The organism is Corynebacterium sp. H130 (assembly GCF_037572395.1).
Classification (GTDB): Bacteria; Actinomycetota; Actinomycetes; order Mycobacteriales; family Mycobacteriaceae; genus Corynebacterium.
Genome location: NZ_JBBHLA010000005.1, coordinates 104,923 through 123,330 on the forward strand (window position 1 = coordinate 104,923; position 18,408 = coordinate 123,330).

Annotated in this window: 14 protein-coding genes and 1 tRNA gene; 9 read left to right on the forward strand and 6 right to left on the reverse strand. The window is 60.0% G+C overall.

What is annotated here, in order from left to right:
• Nucleotides 1–109: 109 nt before the first annotated feature.
• The 5 genes from WG939_RS10310 to WG939_RS10330 form a co-directional block, all read right to left on the reverse strand.
• On the reverse strand, nt 110–958 hold the full coding sequence (locus WG939_RS10310) for a hypothetical protein (RefSeq protein ID WP_339985444.1): 849 nt from the start codon (nt 956–958) through the stop codon (nt 110–112).
• Between the two features lie 87 nt (nt 959–1,045).
• Nucleotides 1,046–1,118 (reverse strand) — tRNA-Arg (locus WG939_RS10315).
• A 76-nt stretch (nt 1,119–1,194) separates the two neighbouring features.
• A complete protein-coding gene (locus WG939_RS10320) occupies nt 1,195–1,839 on the reverse strand; it encodes a LutC/YkgG family protein (protein ID WP_339985446.1) in 645 nt (214 codons plus the stop codon).
• Complete coding sequence (locus WG939_RS10325; RefSeq protein WP_339985448.1) at nt 1,832–3,340, reverse strand: lactate utilization protein B; 1,509 nt, start codon at nt 3,338–3,340, stop codon at nt 1,832–1,834. Before WG939_RS10325 ends, WG939_RS10320 begins: the two co-directional genes overlap by 8 nt.
• Nucleotides 3,337–4,122: a (Fe-S)-binding protein gene (locus WG939_RS10330; RefSeq protein ID WP_339985450.1), complete on the reverse strand. Its 786-nt coding sequence runs from the start codon at nt 4,120–4,122 to the stop codon at nt 3,337–3,339. Before WG939_RS10330 ends, WG939_RS10325 begins: the two co-directional genes overlap by 4 nt.
• A 283-nt stretch (nt 4,123–4,405) precedes the next feature.
• Here WG939_RS10330 and WG939_RS10335 point away from each other — a divergent pair, with 283 nt between their 5' ends.
• The 6 genes from WG939_RS10335 to thrB all read left to right on the forward strand — a co-directional run bounded on the left by WG939_RS10335 (nt 4,406) and on the right by thrB (nt 12,390).
• The gene (locus tag WG939_RS10335; RefSeq protein WP_339985452.1) at nt 4,406–6,007 is read left to right on the forward strand and encodes an L-lactate permease; all 1,602 of its coding nucleotides are present in this window, start codon (nt 4,406–4,408) and stop codon (nt 6,005–6,007) included.
• A 54-nt stretch (nt 6,008–6,061) separates the two neighbouring features.
• Nucleotides 6,062–7,714 carry an arginine--tRNA ligase gene (gene argS, locus WG939_RS10340; RefSeq protein ID WP_339985455.1) on the forward strand — a complete coding sequence of 551 codons (1,653 nt, stop codon included), beginning with the start codon at nt 6,062–6,064 and terminating at the stop codon, nt 7,712–7,714.
• On the forward strand, nt 7,714–9,048 hold the full coding sequence (lysA, locus tag WG939_RS10345; protein WP_339985457.1) for a diaminopimelate decarboxylase: 1,335 nt from the start codon (nt 7,714–7,716) through the stop codon (nt 9,046–9,048). The genes argS and lysA overlap by 1 nt, the downstream gene beginning before the upstream one ends.
• 73 nt (nt 9,049–9,121) lie before the next feature.
• On the forward strand, nt 9,122–10,411 hold the full coding sequence (locus WG939_RS10350; protein ID WP_339985459.1) for a homoserine dehydrogenase: 1,290 nt from the start codon (nt 9,122–9,124) through the stop codon (nt 10,409–10,411).
• A 3-nt stretch (nt 10,412–10,414) separates the two neighbouring features.
• Complete coding sequence (gene thrC / locus WG939_RS10355; RefSeq protein WP_339985461.1) at nt 10,415–11,485, forward strand: threonine synthase; 1,071 nt, start codon at nt 10,415–10,417, stop codon at nt 11,483–11,485.
• Entirely contained in the window at nt 11,485–12,390 is a 906-nt protein-coding gene (thrB, locus tag WG939_RS10360) for a homoserine kinase (RefSeq protein WP_339985463.1), read from the forward strand. Before thrC ends, thrB begins: the two co-directional genes overlap by 1 nt.
• Before the next feature lie 158 nt (nt 12,391–12,548).
• On the opposite strand, the gene WG939_RS10365 is transcribed toward thrB, so the two are convergent.
• Nucleotides 12,549–14,264 carry a long-chain fatty-acid--CoA ligase gene (locus WG939_RS10365; protein WP_339985465.1) on the reverse strand — a complete coding sequence of 572 codons (1,716 nt, stop codon included), beginning with the start codon at nt 14,262–14,264 and terminating at the stop codon, nt 12,549–12,551.
• Between the two features lie 222 nt (nt 14,265–14,486).
• Between WG939_RS10365 and rho the strand changes: the two genes are divergently transcribed.
• From rho to prmC, 3 genes are read left to right on the forward strand one after another with little or no spacing between them, the layout of a single operon-like run.
• Nucleotides 14,487–16,472, forward strand: coding sequence for a transcription termination factor Rho (gene rho / locus WG939_RS10370; RefSeq protein ID WP_445227900.1), 1,986 nt, complete (start codon nt 14,487–14,489; stop codon nt 16,470–16,472).
• On the forward strand, nt 16,472–17,545 hold the full coding sequence (prfA, locus tag WG939_RS10375; protein WP_339985469.1) for a peptide chain release factor 1: 1,074 nt from the start codon (nt 16,472–16,474) through the stop codon (nt 17,543–17,545). The genes rho and prfA overlap by 1 nt, the downstream gene beginning before the upstream one ends.
• On the forward strand, nt 17,545–18,375 hold the full coding sequence (gene prmC, locus WG939_RS10380; protein WP_339985471.1) for a peptide chain release factor N(5)-glutamine methyltransferase: 831 nt from the start codon (nt 17,545–17,547) through the stop codon (nt 18,373–18,375). The genes prfA and prmC overlap by 1 nt, the downstream gene beginning before the upstream one ends.
• Nucleotides 18,376–18,408: the final 33 nt, after the last annotated feature.

Genomic DNA, 18,408 nt, shown 5'->3' on the forward strand with positions numbered 1-18,408 from the left:
AGCTCGTGGCCAAGGCTACAAGGGAAATTTTAGAAAGACGGGAAAAGTCCAAGAATGAAATAGGTTTGTTGTAAAAAGTATATTTGCTAACTTAGCTTCTGTGGCGGGGCTAGCGGGCTACTTTCGAACCAGATTTGTAGAGCACGACCGACTGGGAATCATCGGCCTTTGAGCAGCCCACGAGCCTATTCCCGGGGACGTCAGGCCAGTTTTGTGGAGCTCCCGAGCCACAGTGCCAGCCGTCAAAATCGGCCATACCCCTCGACCCCTGAGGCTTAACCTCGCCACTGAAGTACTTTTGAACAATCCGCTTGGCCTCGTTGCAGTCGGTGCCTTCCTTGCGTACATAAATGTATTGCTCGCCGACGTAGGTCTGCTGAACGCCACACACCGAATTGATGCTGCCTGGCTTCGGCGGGAAGGTGTCGGAGAAATAGTCACCGGCAAAGGTCTGGAAGTAGTGATCATCGCGGGAGGCCTTAAAGGCGCCCAACTTGTCAGTTTCGAAGGTGTAGCCCTCGATCTGGACCTTTTCTTCAGGATTCAAAACTGCCGGAGTGGCCCCCTGGCCTGGATCTTCTTCCGAGTTGAGGACGGTAAAACCAGTTCCGGAATGCCATTGCACGGCGTTGGACTCCCAGTTCACTCGGCCACGGGTGTCGACAGGAGGGTCAACGAACTTTACGCCACAGTGAATGCTTTCAGGTTGGGAAGTGGGGAGGAAGCAGGACACCTTCCCATCTGGGGAAGAGATCGCGTACATGTTCAAAGCAGGATTGCGGAAATCGCCCTCCGCTCGCTGACCTGGGTCGGCTGCAGCAGAACTGCTAGGGGCGGATTGCTGGGACTCGCTGGCAGTCACGGTGACAACCTGGGGAGTTTCCGGAGCCGTGGAATTGCCGCAGGCTGCTAAGCCGAGGGCGCTCAACACAAGGATCGTATTCTTTAGCCGAATCATAGTGTTATCTTAAAGGGAAACTGCTGATTCTGGGGCCTAAACATGTCAAAAGCCGCGTCAAAAGACACGGCTTTTTGGCAAAAATTGTGCCCTCGAGAGGATTCGAACCTCCGACCTTTGGTACCGGAAACCAGCGCTCTATCCCCTGAGCTACGAGGGCGGGATCGCTGCGTAAGCGATGGAAAGATATTAACACCTGCGAGTGGGGCAGTGGAAACTGCCCCACGGCAAGTCAGTTAGTCGACCATGATCACGATGAGGGTACGTGGTCCGTGGACACCTTCGACACGAGAAAGCTCAATGTCGGAGGTGGCTGATGGGCCGGAAATCATGGTGGTTGGCTTGGCAGGATCGATGCGGGAGATCATTTCCGGCACCGAGTAGACCACAGAGTCGCGACGCACGATGCAAAGATGCACGTCGGGAACGAGGGTGAGAGAACGCCTGCCACACACATCGCCAGCAGTCAGGCAGATTGTTCCGGTTTGTGCGGAGGTGACGTGGGAATCTGTCACCACGGCATCGACTTCATTGAGGTCGCGCGGATCAGACTCGAGGTCATCTGGAGTGGCTGTGCCGGCGAAGCCGTCGAAAAGCGACGCGTCGAGGCCCGGTGCGTAGACCACTCGCTGGGCGCCGCGGTCGGTGAGCACCTCGGTGATCGTGGCTGCTAGTTCTGCCTCGGAACACTTTCTGACCTGTGCTTTGTAATCGAGCAGGCGATCTTCGAGTGTGTCCAGCAATTCGGCGACCGGGAGGTCAAACGTGGTGTGGTAGTCCCGGGGAACCGGGTGCGCTCCGGCAGGCGTGCCCGCGAGATCGTGGGCAGCATGGATGCGACGCAGGATCTCCTGTTTTGCGTCTTGATTCCTGTTATTCATGGCCCTTCTTTCGTTCTTCGGCGAGCAAGCGCTTGCCTTCCTCGCTGTTAAACCAGGTGCGGAAGCTCTTCTTTGGCGGGATCGGGGTATCGCGGGCGTCAGTCCAGCCGCCGAGGAAGCCCGGCAGCCAGGTGATGGCGCCCTTGGTGCCACCCATGACTCGTCCCATGAAGATCAGGCGCGCGATGAGGCTCCATAGGTGCTGATTTCCAAAAGCGAGGCCCACGCCTGCGAAAATGGCGTTTTCTGCAGGCGGCTTGGCGTTCTCGATCTTCTTGAGGCGCAGTTCCAGGAGGGCATCGGTGATCGGGATTTTGACCGGGCACACCTCGTTGCAGCGTCCGCACAGCGTGGATGCATAGGCAAGCGATGCGTTGGGGTCGTGGTGGTCAGCGAATCCGGTCAGCTGTGGCGTGAGGATTGCGCCGATCGGGCCTGGATAGGTGGACCCGTATGCATGGCCACCTGCACGTTCGTACACAGGGCACACATTGAGGCACGCCGAGCAGCGGATGCACTTCAGCGCCTCACGGCCGATCGGATCGGACAGCACGGCAGTACGGCCATTATCGACGAGCACCACGTGGAAATTCTGCGGGCCGTCGCCCGGCGTCACGCCCGACCACGTAGACACGTATGGCGCCTGGCGCTCACCAGTTGACGAACGTGGCAGCAGCTGCAGGAATACCTCAAGGTCCTGGAAGGTGGGGAGCAACTTTTCGATGCCCATCACGGAGATCAGAGTTTCCGGCAGGGTCAGGCACATGCGACCGTTGCCCTCGGACTCCATGATGGTGATAGTGCCAGTTTCGGCGATACCGAAGTTGGCGCCGGAAATTGCGACCTTGGCCTGCATGAACTGTTCGCGTAGGAACATGCGGGACGCCTCTGCCAGCTCCGCAGGTTCATTGGTCAGCGACTCGTCGGTGTTTGGCATTTCGCGCAGGAAGATCTCGCGAACTTCAGAGCGGTTGCGGTGAATTGCAGGTACGAGGATGTGGGATGGGCGATCGCCACCGAGCTGCACAATCAGCTCGGCCAGGTCAGTTTCCTGGGCCTCAATGCCTGCCTCGCGCAGCTGCGAGTTCAGGTTAATTTCCTGGGTAGCCATCGACTTGATCTTGACTACCTTCTTTTCGCCCGTCTCCTGCACCAATTGGGTGACAATCTCACCGGCTTCCTTGGCGTCGCGGGCCCAGTGGACATGGCCACCACGAGCGGTGACGGCTGCTTCGAATTGCTCAAGCAGCTCCGGAAGGCGAGCCATCACATCGCGCTTGATGTTGGAGCCAGCTTCGCGCAGTGCTTGCCAATCGTCCAGCTCATCGACCACATTCTGGCGCTTGCCACGAATCGTGGTGGTCGCGTGGTGAAGGTTCTTGCGCTGGGTTTCATTGCGCAGGCCGTCGTGAGCTGCTTTGGTGAACGGGCGGTCGCCGTGCAGCAAGCTGATGTCGGCTGCGCGTGGTGGCAGGGTAGGGGTGCCGAGTTCTACTTTCACAGGATTGCCTCCTTACCGTAGATCGCGGAAGTTGGGGACCAAGGATGCTCTTTGGTGGAAGCCAGGATTTCCGCCAGGTGCAGCACTCGCACACCCGTCTTTTGGCGGGCGAGGCCACCACCGATGTTCATCAGGCAAGAAGCGTCGCCGGCGGTGACATACTCGGCTGGAGTCTCAAGCACGTGTCGCACCTTGTCCTGCATCATGGCGGCGGACACTTCGGCGTTCTTCAGCGAGAAAGTGCCACCGAAGCCGCAGCATTCTTCCACATTGGGAAGCTCGTGCAGCTCTAGTCCTTCGACATTGCGGAGGAGTCGAAGTGGGCGATCGCCAACCTCGATAAAGCGCAGGCTGTGGCAGGACGCGTGGTAGGTGACCTTGTGTGGGAAGTAGGCGCCCAGCTGGTCGGTTCCTGCGATATCGATGAGGAATTCCGAGAGGTCGTAGGTCTTGGCGGCGGCTTTGCGGGCGCCGTCGACAAGCGCGGCGTCACCGTAACGCTCCGCGACGTGTTCGTGCTGTTCGCGGACAGCGCCGGTGCAGGAGCCGGATGGGCAGACGACGTAGTCGATGGATGGGTCGGCAAAGGCGTCGACATAGTTCCGGATTTGTGGGATCGCTTGTTTTTGGTATCCGGTGTTGACATGCATTTGACCGCAGCAGCTTTGCTCAGGTGGGAAAACGACCTCGTATCCCAGGCGGGACAGGATCACTGCTGTTGCTTTTACTGCGTCCGGGAACATGACATCGCCGATGCATGTGGAAAAGAGTGCTATTCGCATATGTTTCCTTTAAGGATTGCGGACTGAATCAAAAGCTCGAGATGGCTATCAACGCACTTCCTAGCCATCGCGGACTGTTACCCAGGATACCTGAATAAAACCGCGTGAAGCTTGTCTGAATCGAGAAAGAAAAATCACAGAAAAATGGGTTGCGTTAACCCATATCTATCAATGCATAGTGGAAAAGGCATGGATTTGGCATCCATAAGAATCTCCCAAACGGGATTAGAATGTTGCTGAGCGGATGCCAAACTCAACACAACTCAACGTTTGGATGTAGCAAATGCAAAATACTGAGGTCTTTAAACCGGCGATCGACGCCGTAGCAGGCAATCTGCCTCTCACCGCCTTGGCTGGAATTTCACCGCTGTTGACATTCTTCCTCTGCCTGATGGGCCTGAAAATGAAGGCCCACACGTCTGCGGCAGTGTCCCTGGTGGTCGCGCTGCTAGTGGCAATCTTTGGCTTCAGAATGCCTACTGACTTGGCGCTGCTGTCCATGTCCGAGGGCATTGTGTTCGGCCTCTTTCCGATCGTGTTCATCATCTGGATGGCGGTGTGGATCTACGACCTCACCGTGCGCGCTCGCCGATTTGAAGACCTGCGCCAAATCTTCGCAGCCCTGGGTAGGGGAGACAAGCGCGTCCAGGCGCTGCTCATCGCGTTCTCCTTCGGCGGCTTGCTCGAAGCGCTGGCTGGCTTCGGCGCTCCGGTTGCCATTGTGACTGCGATGCTGCTGGCCATCGGCCTCAAGCCCATCAAGGCAGTCATTACGACGCTGGTGGCTAACACCGCACCTGTCGCGTTTGGCGCCATGGCCATCCCGGTCACCACGGCCAGTATTCTCTCGGAACGCCCGCTCCACGACGTCGCCTCGACCACCGGTTTGCTCATGGCAATCCTGGCCGCCGTCGTTCCTTTTGTCCTGTGCTTTGTCCTGGACGGAATGCGTGGGTTCCGCCAAATTTGGCCGGTCGCACTCGTACTCGGACTTACGTTTAGCGGCGGGCAGTTCGTGGCCTCCAATTATCTCACCTACGAACTCACCAACGTGGTCGCCAGCCTCCTGTCCCTGACCGTTGGCATCGTTTTCCTCAAGATGTGGGGGCCGAAGACACCCGATGAGCAGCAGTCCGAAGTCTCGGCTACCCCGCTCACTAAGGTAGGCGCGGCACTGGCATTGTTCCCGTACCTGCTGGTGGTGGTTGTCTTTGGCGTCGCAAAGCTCTGGCGACTCGGCGTCGATCTCCCCGCAGCGCTCGCAGCCACGGACATCAAAATCCCATGGCCCGGCCTACACGGTCACCTGGCCACCAACGGCACACTGTTCAACTTCAACTGGCTTTCCGGCCCTGGCACTCTGTTGCTGCTCTGCGGTGTGGTCACCACCATCGTGTACTCCCGCGCCGACACGTCCTTCAAGGTCAGCGACGGCCCCCGCGAGCTTATCGACGGCCTCGGCCGCATGAAGTTCAGCTTCCTTACCATCGCGCTGGTCATGGGCCTTGCCTACGTGATGAACTTCTCGGGCCAGACCACGGCAATCGGCGCCGTACTCGCAACCACTGGATCGATCTTCCCAGCGATTTCTCCGGTCCTTGGTTGGGTGGGTACCGCGGTTACGGGCTCCGCTACCTCGTCAAACGCGCTCTTTGCCTCCATGCAGGCCAGCACAGCCACCCAGATTGGTGTAGATCCGACCTTGCTGGTGTCCGCGAATGCCGCTGGTGCGGTGACCGGCAAGATGCTGTCTCCGCAAACTGTCGCCATCGCTGCAGCTGCAGCGAACATGGATCATGGCGAAGCGGAGATCATGAAGGCGATCATCGGATTTTCGCTCGGCCTCCTCGCCTTCATGTGTGCTGTCGTGTTCACGCTCGCATAAAAACCGCATGGTGAATTCGGGGCGTTGTTAATAAGTGCACTAGGATAGGCGAACGTGACTCCTGCAGACCTCAGTACTCTTATTAAGACAACCGCCACGGACGTTCTCTCGGCCAAAGGCCTCGATACCTCTGCGCTGCCTGCGGAGGTAGTAGTTGAGCGTCCACGTAACCCAGAACATGGTGATTACGCGACGAACTTGGCGCTGCAGATCGCCAAGAAGGTGGGCGTGAACCCACGCGAACTCGCTACCTGGCTTGCTGAGGCTCTCGGCAAGAACGAGGCCATTGAGATCGCCGAGATCGCAGGACCTGGCTTCCTGAATATCCGCCTGGCTGCAGCTGCGCAGGGTGGCATCGTCACGACCATTCTCGATGCTGGTCAGGCCTACGGTAACAATGACGATTTCCAGGGCACCAAGGTCAACCTGGAGTTCGTCTCCGCGAACCCGACTGGCCCAATCCACCTGGGTGGCACCCGCTGGGCTGCCGTCGGCGATTCCCTCGGCCGCATCCTGGCAGCCAGCGGCGCTGACGTGATCCGAGAGTACTACTTCAATGACCACGGCGAGCAGATCAACCGCTTCGCTCGCTCCCTCGTTGCTGCTGCCAAGAATGAGCCAACGCCAGAGGACGGCTACGCAGGCGAATACATCAATGACATCGCAGCTGCAGTAGTTCAGAAGAACCCTGATGTCCTGTCGCTGGAACAGGATGAGATGCAAGAGACCTTCCGCGCTGAGGGCGTGGAAATGATGTTCGCGCACATCAAGAAGTCCCTGCACGAGTTCGGCACCGACTTTGATGTCTACTTCCACGAGAACTCCCTCTTCGAGTCCGGTGCAGTGGACAAGGCAATCGAAACGCTGAAGTCCAACGGCAAACTATACGAAAAGGACGGCGCCTGGTGGCTCCGCGCCACCGAATTCGGTGATGAAAAGGACCGCGTTGTAATCAAGTCCGACGGCAACGCCGCCTACATCGCAGGCGACATTGCCTACGTGGTGGACAAGATCGAACGTGGCCACGACCTGTGCATTTACATGCTTGGTGCAGACCACCATGGCTACATCGCTCGTCTCAAGGCGTCCGCAGCAGCGCTCGGCTACAACCCAGATTCCGTCGAAGTCATGATCGGCCAGATGGTGAACCTGGTGCGCGACGGCAAGGCCGTTCGCATGTCCAAGCGCGCTGGTACCGTCATTACCCTGGATGACCTCGTTGAGGCAGTGGGTGTTGACGCCGCTCGTTACTCCCTGATTCGTTCCTCCGTAGATTCCTCCTTGGACATCGATATGGGCCTGTGGGCGTCGCAAAGCAGCGAAAACCCGGTCTACTACGTGCAGTACGGGCACGCACGTCTGTGCTCCATCGCGCGTAAGGCGGCTGAACTCGGCGTCGAGGCAGCAACGGACAACCTTGAGCTGCTGACCCATGAGCGCGAGGGCGACCTCATCCGTACCCTCGGTGAATTCCCAGCAGTGGTAAAGTCCGCAGCTCAGCTGCGTGAACCACACCGCATCGCTCGTTTCGCTGAAGAGCTCGCTGGTAGCTTCCACCGTTTCTATGACTCCTGCCAGATCCTGCCAAAGGCTGGCGAGGAGAAGGAACCAATTCACGGCGCGCGCCTGGCACTCGCAGCTGCAACCCGGCAGACACTGGCCAACGCCCTGCGACTCGTAGGCATTAACGCACCGGAAAAGATGTAATGGACTTTAACGACCTCCCAGCTCACGTCTGGCCACGCACGGCGCGTCGCGAAGAAGACGGCGTCGTCACCATCGGTGGCGTACCTTTGCCTGACTTGGCAGAGGAATTCGGCACGCCACTGTTCGTAGTGGACGAGGATGACTTCCGTTCCCGCTGCCGTGACATGGCGGATGCCTTCGGTGCGGATAACGTGCATTATGCCTCCAAGGCATTCCTGACTCGCACCATCGCTCGGTGGGTGGATGAGGAAGGACTCAGCCTCGACGTAGCCTCGCAAAACGAGCTGGGCATCGCCCTGGCAGCGGATTTTCCTGCAGAGCGCATCACCGTGCACGGCAACAACAAGTCGGTGGCGTTTCTGCAGGCCTGCGTGGATAACTCCGTGGGAGCCGTTGTCCTGGACAACGCGACGGAGCTGGAAATGCTCGACCTCATCGCAGCGAAGTCAGGGAAGACCCAGCGCGTACTCGTGCGCGTGAAGCCAGGCGTAGAGGCCCACACCCACGAGATGATCGCCACCGCCCATGAAGATCAGAAGTTCGGATTTTCTCTCGCCTCCGGTTCCGCTAAGGAAGCTGCTCTGGCTGCCCAAAAGGCGGAAAACCTTGAATTGATCGGACTGCATTGCCACGTCGGCTCCCAGGTCTTCAACGCTAACGGCTTCAAGCTTGCGGCGGAGCGCGTGCTTGGGTTGGTCGGTGATCTCCATGACGAAATTGGTGCCTCGCTGTTCGACACCTTCACGGTGCTCGATCTCGGTGGTGGCTACGGCATTGCCTATACCGCTGATGAAGCGCCACTCGACGTGGCGACCGTGGCAGCTGACCTGATTACCACCGTGGGTAAGTTCGCTGCAGAATTGGGGCAGCCAACCCCAACGGTGATGGTGGAGCCGGGTCGCGCAATCGCAGGTCCATCCACGGTCACGATGTACGAGGTGGGCATGATCAAGGACGTGCACGTCACCGATACTCAGACGCGTCGATACGTCGCTGTTGACGGAGGCATGAGCGATAATATTCGCCCAGCTTTGTACCAGGCGAAGTACGACGGCCGCGTGGTCAATCGCTTCGTTGATGGAGAAACAACGGACACCCGTATAGTTGGCAGCCACTGTGAGTCTGGCGATATTTTGATCGACAACGAGCAGTACCCAGATGACATCGAGCAGGGAGATTTGTTCGCACTCGCCGCAACCGGCGCATACTGCTACGCAATGTCCTCCCGCTACAACCAGTTTGGTCGTCCCGCCGTGGTCAGCGTGCGCGGTGGCCGTGCCAAGCTCATGCTGCGCCGTGAAACCTTGGATGACATCCTCTCTTTGGAGGGGTAACCCGTAGTCACCGTACGAATAGTCTGCAATAATATGGAAACTATTCGTACGCTTCGACGTTAGGGGAAATCCAATGAGTGAATCAGTTCGCAAAGTCGGTGTGGCAATTCTGGGCCATGGCACCGTGGGTAGCGAGGTGCTTCGCTTGATGGGTGAGTACGCCGAGGATCTGCGCCACCGCATCGGTGGTGAGCTGGAGATCAAGGGTGTGGCTGTCTCGGACGTCGAGAAGCACAAGGATTCTCCAGCTGCACACCTCATGACCACGGACGCCATGTCGCTCATCGAGCGCGCGGACGTCGACATCGTGGTCGAGGTCATCGGTGGCATCGACTACCCACGCCAGCTCGTCCTCGCAGCGCTGAACGCCGGCAAGTCCGTCATCACCGCGAACAAGGCGCTGGTTGCCGCCCACTCCGCCGAGCTTGACGACGCCGCGGACCGCGCCGGAGTCGACCTGTACTACGAAGCTGCCGTGGCAGCCGCCATCCCAGTGATCGGCCCACTGCGTCGTTCGTTGGCTGGCGATCGGGTAGTGGCTGTGAAGGGCATCGTCAACGGCACGACGAACTTCATCCTCGACGCGATGGATTCCACCGGCGCTTCCTACGACGACATGCTGGCTGAGGCCACCCGCCTGGGCTACGCAGAAGCCGACCCAACCGCAGACGTTGAGGGACACGACGCAGCGTCCAAGGCCGCCATCCTGGCATCCCTGGCGTTCCACACTCGCGTGACCGCTGATGACGTGTACTGCGAGGGCATTTCCAAGGTCACCGCAGCCGACATTCAGGCTGCAAAGGCCGCCGGTTACACCATCAAGCTGCTGGCCATTTGTGAGCGCATCGGTGACAAAGTCAGCGCCCGCGTCCACCCAACTCTCGTGCCGCGTGAGCACCCGCTGGCGAGCGTTTCTAAGTCCTTCAATGCCGTGTTCGTGGAGGCAGAGGCTGCAGGTCGCCTGATGTTCTACGGCAATGGTGCCGGTGGTGCCCCGACTGCTTCTGCAGTCTTGGGTGACCTCGTTGGCGCCGCTCGTAACAAGGTGCACGGCGGCCGCGCACCAGGTGCATCGACCTACGCCAACATGGAGATCGCTGACTTCGGCGACGTGGAGACCCGCTACCACGTGGACATGGATGTCAACGACCAGTTGGGCGTGCTGGCTCGCATCGCGGATCAGTTCTCCCACGCGGGTGTTTCCCTGCGAACCGTGCGCCAGGAAGAAAAGGGCGAGAACGCGCGCCTGATCGTGGTCACCCACCACGCATTCGAGCGTGATCTTGCTGGAGTGGTGGAAAAGCTCAAGGGCATGGACGAAGTAAAGTCTGTTAACAGCGTTATCCGACTGGAGAGTGAGTAAACAATGAACGCAATTCACCGTGGCTGGAAAGGCCTGATCAACGAGTACCGCGCGTACATGCCATTCGGCGACGACGTTGAGGCCGTCACCCTTCTCGAAGGTGCCACCCCGCTGATTCGTGCCAATCACCTCTCCGAAATCACCGGCTGTGAGGTCTACCTCAAGGTTGAGGGCGCCAATCCAACTGGTTCCTTCAAGGACCGTGGCATGACCGTTGCCGTCACCGACGCCGTCCACCAGGGCAAGAAGGTGCTGATGTGCGCCTCCACCGGTAACACCTCCGCATCTGCTGCAGCCTACGCCGCCCGCGCCGGCATCAAGTCCTGCGTGCTGATCCCAGAAGGCAAGATCGCCATGGGCAAGCTGGCCCAGGCTGTCATGTACGGCGCCGAAATCATCCAGGTCAAGGGCAACTTTGACGACTGCCTCGAACTCGTCCAGAAGACCTGCGCCGAATACCCAGAGATCGCACTGGTGAACTCTGTGAACCCAATGCGCATCGAGGGCCAGAAGACGGCCTCCTTCGAAATCATCGACGTGCTTGGCGACGCCCCAGACATCCACGCACTGCCAGTGGGCAACGCCGGCAACATCACCGCCTACTGGAAGGGCTACAAGGAATTCCACGCTGCGGGCAAGGCCACCAAGCTCCCTCGCATGCTGGGCACCCAGGCAGCAGGTGCGGCACCGCTGGTGGGCGGCGCTCCAGTGCTCGAGCCGGAGACCATCGCCACCGCAATCCGCATCGGTAACCCAGCTTCCTGGAACGGCGCGATGAACGCTAAGGAAGAGTCCAACGGTCGCTTCCATGCAGCCACCGATGAGAAGATCCTCGAAGCTTACCGACTCATCGCTGCCAAGGAAGGCGTCTTCGTCGAGCCTGCTTCCGCAGCCTCCGTCGCTGGCGTTCTCGCAGCTCACGAGGATGGCTGGCTTGAGCCAGGCCAGACCGTCGTCTGCACCGTGACCGGCAATGGCCTCAAGGACCCAGACACCGCACTGCTGTCCATGTCTGAGCCTCACCCAATCGAGGTCGACCCGGCAGCCGTCGCCGTCGCACTCGGACTGAAGTAATGCGCGAGCTCGAGATCGGCACGCGGGTCCACATCCGCGTGCCCGCTTCCTCCGCCAACCTCGGCCCGGGCTTCGACACCCTGGGTATCGCGCTGAGCCTTTACGACGACATCGAGGCCGAAGTCATCTCCGAAGGCCTCGAGCTCACCATCGAAGGCGAAGGCGCTGACGTGCTTCCTCGCACCGAGAAGCACCTGGTCATTCGTGCCATTAACTTGGGACTGTCGGAGGCAGGAGTTTCAGCACCAGGCCTGAAGGTGCACTGTGTCAACCGCATCCCGCAGTCCCGAGGGCTCGGCTCTTCTGCTTCGGCGGCGGTCGGTGGTATCGCCATCGCCCAAGCGCTGTCCGGCGGTGTGCTCACAACAGAGCAGATGGTGCACCTTTCTGCCACCTTCGAAGGACACCCGGACAATTCCTCGGCGTCGGTCCTGGGCGACGTCGTAGTGTCGTGGACCGAAAGCCAGGACGGTGAAACTGTCTACAAGGCAGTGACAGTTCCTGCTCACCCCGCCATCAAAGCGACCGCCATCGTTCCGGCGACGCATGCCTCAACCAGCGAGGTTCGCAAGGTTCTGCCGGCATCCATTCCGCACGTCGACGCACGATTCAACGTCGCGCGCGCAGCCCTGCTCACGCACGCCATCCAACACGACCCATCCCTGCTGTTCGAAGCCACCAAGGATCGACTCCACCAGGGATACCGGGCCAAGGCACTGCCAGTGACCACCGATTGGGTCGAGCGCATGCGTGGCAAGGGACTAGCAGCATTCGTCTCCGGCGCAGGGCCAACCGCATTGGCGCTGCACACCGATGATTTTCCTGCTGAGCTGCAGGAAGCCGCCCTCGCAGAGGGACACCGGGTTTTTGATCTGGAGATCGCCGCAGGCGTCGAGGTCGTCTAGAAATCTTTCCCCTATTAGGACCAGGTTTTGGGCAAAAGCCCAGGATAGGCGGTCCAAACAGGGGATGTTTTTCTTTCCGGGGCAAATCTTTCCCCCATTTGGACCCGTTTTCCGGCAAATCACCAGGTCGCCCTGTCCAAATACGGGAAAGATTTCCGCTATTTCTTGCTTTCGCCTGGGCCCTGCAACTTGATGACGTGGTATTCGCCGTCGGCAAGGTGCCCTCGCAGGTCCTTCTTGTCGAATTTGCCCACGGAAGTTTTGTCGATGAAGTCGACGAAGGCCCAGTATTCGGGCAGCATCCAGCGGGGTAGTCGTTCGCGCAGGGAATCGCGGAGGCGCTCGGCGGTGGCTTTGGTTGGTTCGACGCCGTCGTGGAGAACGGTGACAGCGAGTGGGCGTTCGCCCCATTTGTCGTCGGGGAAGCCGATGACGGCGGACTCGACCACGTCCGGGTGCTCCATGACCATGTTCTCCAGCTGGACGGAGTAGATCCATTCGCCACCGGAGCGGATGACGTCGCGGGCGCGGTCTTCAACGGTGAGGAAGCCGTCGGCGGAAACGGAGCCGACGTCGCCGGTGCGCAGCCAACCATCCTCGGTGAATTGCTGTGGAGCGTCCTCGACGGCCTCGTCGCGGAAAACGGAGGCTGGGCCGTGATTATCGGTAGCAACGGAGTGGTAGTAGCGACCGGTGACCCACGGGCCGCGGACTTGGATTTCGCCTTGGTTGGTGTCGGAGGACGCCATGATTCGGCCGTCGTTGACCACTCGGTATTGCACAGAGGCGGGGAAGCGGCCCTGGCTGATGCGGTACTGCCAGCGCTGGTTACCGGAAACACCTCGCGGTGGGCGGGCGACGGTGGCCACGGTGCCGGTTTCCGTCATGCCCCACACGTGCACGATGTCCACGCCGTAGCGCTCTTCCCAGAGCTTGATTAGCACTGGTGGCACCGGGGAGCCGCCGACAAAGATCTCCTGCAAACTCATGCGCTCCGGCGGATTGGACAGGTAGTGCACCATGAGCGAAATCCAAATGGTTGGTACGCCATGCGCCACGCGCGGGTGCGTCTTCGCGATGATCTCTGCCAGCCCCTGAGACGACGTCTCAGTGCCAGGGAACACCAGGGGAGTGCCCGACATGAACGCAGCCAGCGGTACGCCCCAAGACAGCACGTGATAGATCGGGATACAGCAGAGGAATGGGTCGCCGTGGGCGATGCCCATCGAATCCTGGGTCCGCAGGCTCAACGTCTGCAGGTAGAGCGAACGATGGGAATACGCAACGCCCTTCGGGGCGCCGGTGGTGCCGGTGGAATAGCAGATGGCGGCTGCCGTTCGCTCGTCGAGCACGGGCCAATCGTAGGTGGAGGGACGGCCGTCGAGAAGCGCCTCAAATGAGTGCAGCTCGATGCGTTCGGGCAGCTCAGAGCGGTCGATGGTGGAGGTGCCCGTTACGACGACCGCGCGCACCTTGGGGCAGTTGGGGAGGAGCGGCCAGAGCACCGGCACCAGGCTCGGCTCGACGACGATCACTTCCATCTCGGAGTGATTGATGATGTGTTGAATCTGATCGCCCATGAGCTGCTTGTTGAGCGGAGTGAAGACGGCGCCCTTGCACATCGTGCCAAACATCACCTCGAGGTGTTCGACACGGTTCGTCATGAGTGAACCGACGCGTTGGTCGGCATCGACACCCAGGGCCGAGTCCAAAACGTGAGCGAATCCGGCAGCGCGAGCAGCAATGAGGGAAAAAGTCTGTTCAACAGGCCCCTCATCGGTCCAGGTAGTGACGGTTGTGTCGCGGTGGACGGACTTGGCGTAGTCCAGGATTCGGGAAACCAGCAGCGGAATATCCTGCATCGTGCTCAGCATGAGATCTACTCTAGCTGTCCGAGGCGCAGCCTATGCACAGTCAATGCCAACTATTGTTCAGCCATGCGCTACACTTGTGCGTGAACCGACATAGCTACCGTAATCGCGGACTTTTCACGCGGGTCGGCTTCCCTTATTTATTTCGACGCCGGAATCCCGGAACACATCGTCTTCGGACCTGCGTCACACATGGTGTTAAGCACCTCATAATGAATTCCACCGATGCTTCCAGACTGCCAAAGTTGGGCAGATGACCTGGTTAAGCGCGAAAGGACCTCTGTGACTCAAGCAGAAAGCGCCACCTCAAACAACGGCGCTCCTACCAACCTTGTCGCACTCCGTATGCCAGAGCTTCGCAAGATTGCGGAGGAACGAGGCATCCGAGGTATCTCCGGATTGCGCAAGTCCGAGCTGATCGCTGCCATCGAAGCAGGTGGCGCAGCTGCTCCAGCTCCAAAGAACACCCGCACGAAGCGTCAGGCAGTAGAGCCAGTGGAGCCAGCTCCAGCGCAGGAAGAAAAGCGGGAGGAAAAGCAGGAAGAAGCGCAGGCGACTCGTCCATCCCGTCGCCGTCGTGTCACCACCAAGGCGCAGGATGCTGAGCAGCCAGCGCCAGAGAAGGTAGAAGCTGCAGCTGAAGAGGAAGCCTCGACCGAAGACTCTTCTTCGAACGAGCCAAAGTACGAGTCCCGTTCTGCTGCTCGTCGCGCTCGTCGTAACCGCGCACGTCACGCTCAGCGCGAAGAAAACCGCGAAGAAAACCGCGAAGAAAACCGCGAAGAGTCTCGTAGCGAAGGCCGCGAGGACACCCCACAGGAGCCACAAGCGGAAGCAACCTCCGACAACAATGGTGGCGACGCAGCTCAGACCTCCGACAACGCACAAGACAACTCGAACGAAGGGGGCCGTGACCGCGGTGACCGCGGCGAGCGCCGTGGCCGTCGTAACCGCCGTGAACGTGGCCGTAACCGCCGCGACCGCGAGGGCCGTGGCGACCGCGAGAACCGCGACAATGATGAGATCCGCGAAGATGATGTTCTGCAGCCAGTAGGCGGCATTCTGGACATCGTGGACAACAACGTCGCTTTCGTGCGCACCACCGGCTACCAGGCCGGCCCTGCTGACGTCTTTGTCACCCAGCAGATGATCCGCAAGTTCGGTCTGCGCCGCGGCGATGCCATCACTGGCCAGGTGAAGATGCCTCGCGAGGGCCAGCACCAAGGTGGCCGTGGCCGTCAGAAGTACAACGCACTTGTTCGCGTTGACTCTGTGAACGGTAAGACCGTTGATGAGGCCCGCAACCGCCCAGAGTTTGCCAAGCTCACTCCGCTGTACCCGAACCAGCGTCTGCGCCTGGAAACGGATCCAAAGATCCTGACCACCCGCGTTATCGACCTGATCATGCCTATCGGTAAGGGCCAGCGCGCACTGATCGTGTCCCCACCAAAGGCTGGTAAGACGACGATTCTGCAGAACATTGCCAACGCGATTGCTACCAACAACCCTGAGTGCTACCTCATGGTTGTCCTGGTGGACGAGCGTCCGGAAGAAGTCACGGACATGCAGCGCAGCGTGAAGGGCGAAGTCATTGCTTCCACCTTCGATCGTCCGCCAAGCGAGCACACTGCCGTCGCTGAGCTTGCCATTGAGCGCGCAAAGCGCCTCGTGGAGCAGGGCCAGGACGTCGTTGTGCTGCTCGACTCCATCACCCGCCTGGGCCGCGCTTACAACAACAGCTCCCCAGCATCCGGCCGTATCCTCTCCGGTGGTGTGGACTCCAACGCGCTGTACCCACCGAAGCGCTTCCTGGGCGCTGCCCGCAACATCGAAAACGGTGGCTCCCTCACGATCATCGCTACCGCCATGGTCGAGACCGGTTCCGCTGGCGACACCGTCATCTTCGAAGAGTTCAAGGGCACCGGTAACGCCGAGCTCAAGCTGGATCGCAAGATTTCCGAGCGCCGCGTCTTCCCAGCCGTCGACGTCAACCCATCCGGCACCCGTAAGGACGAGTTGCTGCTCGCTCCTGAGGAAGCTCGCATCATGCACAAGCTGCGTCGCATCCTCTCTGCGCTGGACAACCAGCAGGCCATTGACCTATTGATCAAGCAGCTGAAGAAGACCAAGTCCAACGGCGAATTCCTCATGCAGGTTGCTTCCTCCGCGCCAATGGCAGCGGATGCCGCCAATGAGGAGGACTACTCCTAATGGCATCTGAAGTTTCCGTTGTCGACGACATCCTCTCGGAGTACCAGGGCCTGGAAATGCAGATGCAGGACCCAGAGTTCGCCAACGATGCTGCCCGCGTGCGCAAAGTGGGCAAGCGATACTCTGAGCTGCAGCCGATCATCAACTGCTACCGTGAGCTGAAGCAGGCCCAGGAAGACCTGGCTGAAGCAAAAGAATTGGCATACGAGGACCACGACTTCCAGTCGGAAGTCGATCGTCTCGAGCCGCGCGTCCTGGAACTGGAAGAGCAGCTCACCGACCTGCTCGCGCCACGAGACCCACACGATGGCGACGACATTGTCATGGAAATCAAGGCCGGTGCCGGCGGTGAAGAGGCAGCCCTCTTCGCCGGCGACCTGCTGAAGATGTACCAGAAGTACTGCGAAAAGCACGGCTTCGCCACCGAAATCCTCGGTCTTGCCGAATCCGACCTTGGTGGCGTCAAGGACATCACGATCTCGATCCGCTCCAAGCAGCCATCCCGCGATGGTGCCTGGTCCGTGTTCAAGTTCGAAGGTGGCGTTCACCGCGTGCAGCGCATCCCAGTGACAGAGTCCCAGGGGCGCATCCAGACCTCCGCAGCCGGCGTGCTGGTGTACCCAGAGCCTGACGAGGTCGAAGACGTGCAGATCGACGACAAGGACATCCGCGTCGACGTCTACCGTTCCTCCGGTAAGGGTGGCCAGGGCGTGAACACCACGGACTCCGCAGTCCGCATTACGCATCTGCCAACCGGCCTCGTGGTCACCTGTCAGAAGGAACGCTCGCAGATCCAGAACAAGGCCCGCGCCATGCAGGTTCTTGCTGCTCGCCTTCAGGCGCTGCAGGAAGAGGCTGCGGAAGCAGAGGCCGCCGAGGGACGCGCCGCTCAGGTGCGCACCATGGACCGCTCCGAGCGCATCCGCACCTACAACTGGCCGGAAAACCGCATCTCCGATCACCGCATCAATTACAAGTCCAATAACTTGGACTCCGTACTAAACGGTGACATGGACGACCTCTTCGCAGCCCTCCAGGCTGCCGATCGCGCGGCCCGCCTCGAAGCCGAATAATGACGTCAATCAGGCAAGCAGCAGCCACTCTCGCAGCAGCGGGGGTGGCTTCGCCGCTTTACGACGCGCAAGAGCTGGCAGCCCACGTCCTAGGCTGCACTCGGATGGAGCTCTTCCTTAGAACGGAAGAGGAACTGCCCGAGGAATACGAGCAGCTTGTCGCGCGTCGCGCAGCGAGGGAGCCACTGCAGCATATTCTCGGGACAGCCCCCATGGGAGCCCTGGAACTCGAGGTGGGCCCTGGCGTCTTTGTTCCTCGACCAGAAACCGAGCTTCTCGGTGCGTGGGCTGCCGAGGCAGTGCGTGCGATGGGCGTCGAAAAGCCCTGCATCATTGACCTGTGCACCGGCAGTGGTGCGTTGGCGTGTTACCTCGCGGACGCACTTCCTGAGGCACGTGTGACGGCGGTTGAGCTGGACGAACAAGCCTATTCGTGGGCGGAGCGAAACACACAGCGCTTCGGAGTAACCCTCATTCGCGGGGACGTGACGGATCCACGGGTGCTGCCGGAGATCGTTGGCGAGGCCGACGCCGTGGTGAGCAACCCGCCGTATGTGCCGGAGGGTACGGCGGTGGACCCGGAGGTGGAGCGCGACCCGCACCACGCAGTGTTTAGCGGCGTGACTGGCATGGACGTCATCAATGAGATGGTGCCGAACATGGTGCGCATGCTGCGGGTTGGGGGAGTGCTGGCCATTGAGCACGACGACGCCACGGCCGCACTCGTGATGGATGTGCTGCGGGTGCAGGGCGTGTTGACCGAGATCACCTCGCACCAGGACCTGGCGGGACGGGATCGCTACGTCACCGCACGAAAGACTTCCGAGTAAGCTATTCGAGTAATTGACAACTTTGGACAGGAG

Excerpts from the sequence above, each read along its gene's own strand:
- WG939_RS10310 (WP_339985444.1), bottom strand. The coding sequence starts at position 958 with ATGATTCGGCTAAAGAATACGATCCTTGTGTTGAGCGCCCTCGGCTTA.
- WG939_RS10320 (WP_339985446.1), bottom strand. The coding sequence starts at position 1,839 with ATGAATAACAGGAATCAAGACGCAAAACAGGAGATCCTGCGTCGCATC.
- WG939_RS10330 (WP_339985450.1), bottom strand. The coding sequence starts at position 4,122 with ATGCGAATAGCACTCTTTTCCACATGCATCGGCGATGTCATGTTCCCG.
- WG939_RS10335 (WP_339985452.1), top strand. The coding sequence starts at position 4,406 with ATGCAAAATACTGAGGTCTTTAAACCGGCGATCGACGCCGTAGCAGGC.
- lysA (WP_339985457.1), top strand. The coding sequence starts at position 7,714 with ATGGACTTTAACGACCTCCCAGCTCACGTCTGGCCACGCACGGCGCGT.
- WG939_RS10350 (WP_339985459.1), top strand. The coding sequence starts at position 9,122 with ATGAGTGAATCAGTTCGCAAAGTCGGTGTGGCAATTCTGGGCCATGGC.
- thrC (WP_339985461.1), top strand. The coding sequence starts at position 10,415 with ATGAACGCAATTCACCGTGGCTGGAAAGGCCTGATCAACGAGTACCGC.
- thrB (WP_339985463.1), top strand. The coding sequence starts at position 11,485 with ATGCGCGAGCTCGAGATCGGCACGCGGGTCCACATCCGCGTGCCCGCT.
- WG939_RS10365 (WP_339985465.1), bottom strand. The coding sequence starts at position 14,264 with ATGCTGAGCACGATGCAGGATATTCCGCTGCTGGTTTCCCGAATCCTG.
- rho (WP_445227900.1), top strand. The coding sequence starts at position 14,487 with ATGCTTCCAGACTGCCAAAGTTGGGCAGATGACCTGGTTAAGCGCGAA.
- prfA (WP_339985469.1), top strand. The coding sequence starts at position 16,472 with ATGGCATCTGAAGTTTCCGTTGTCGACGACATCCTCTCGGAGTACCAG.
- prmC (WP_339985471.1), top strand. The coding sequence starts at position 17,545 with ATGACGTCAATCAGGCAAGCAGCAGCCACTCTCGCAGCAGCGGGGGTG.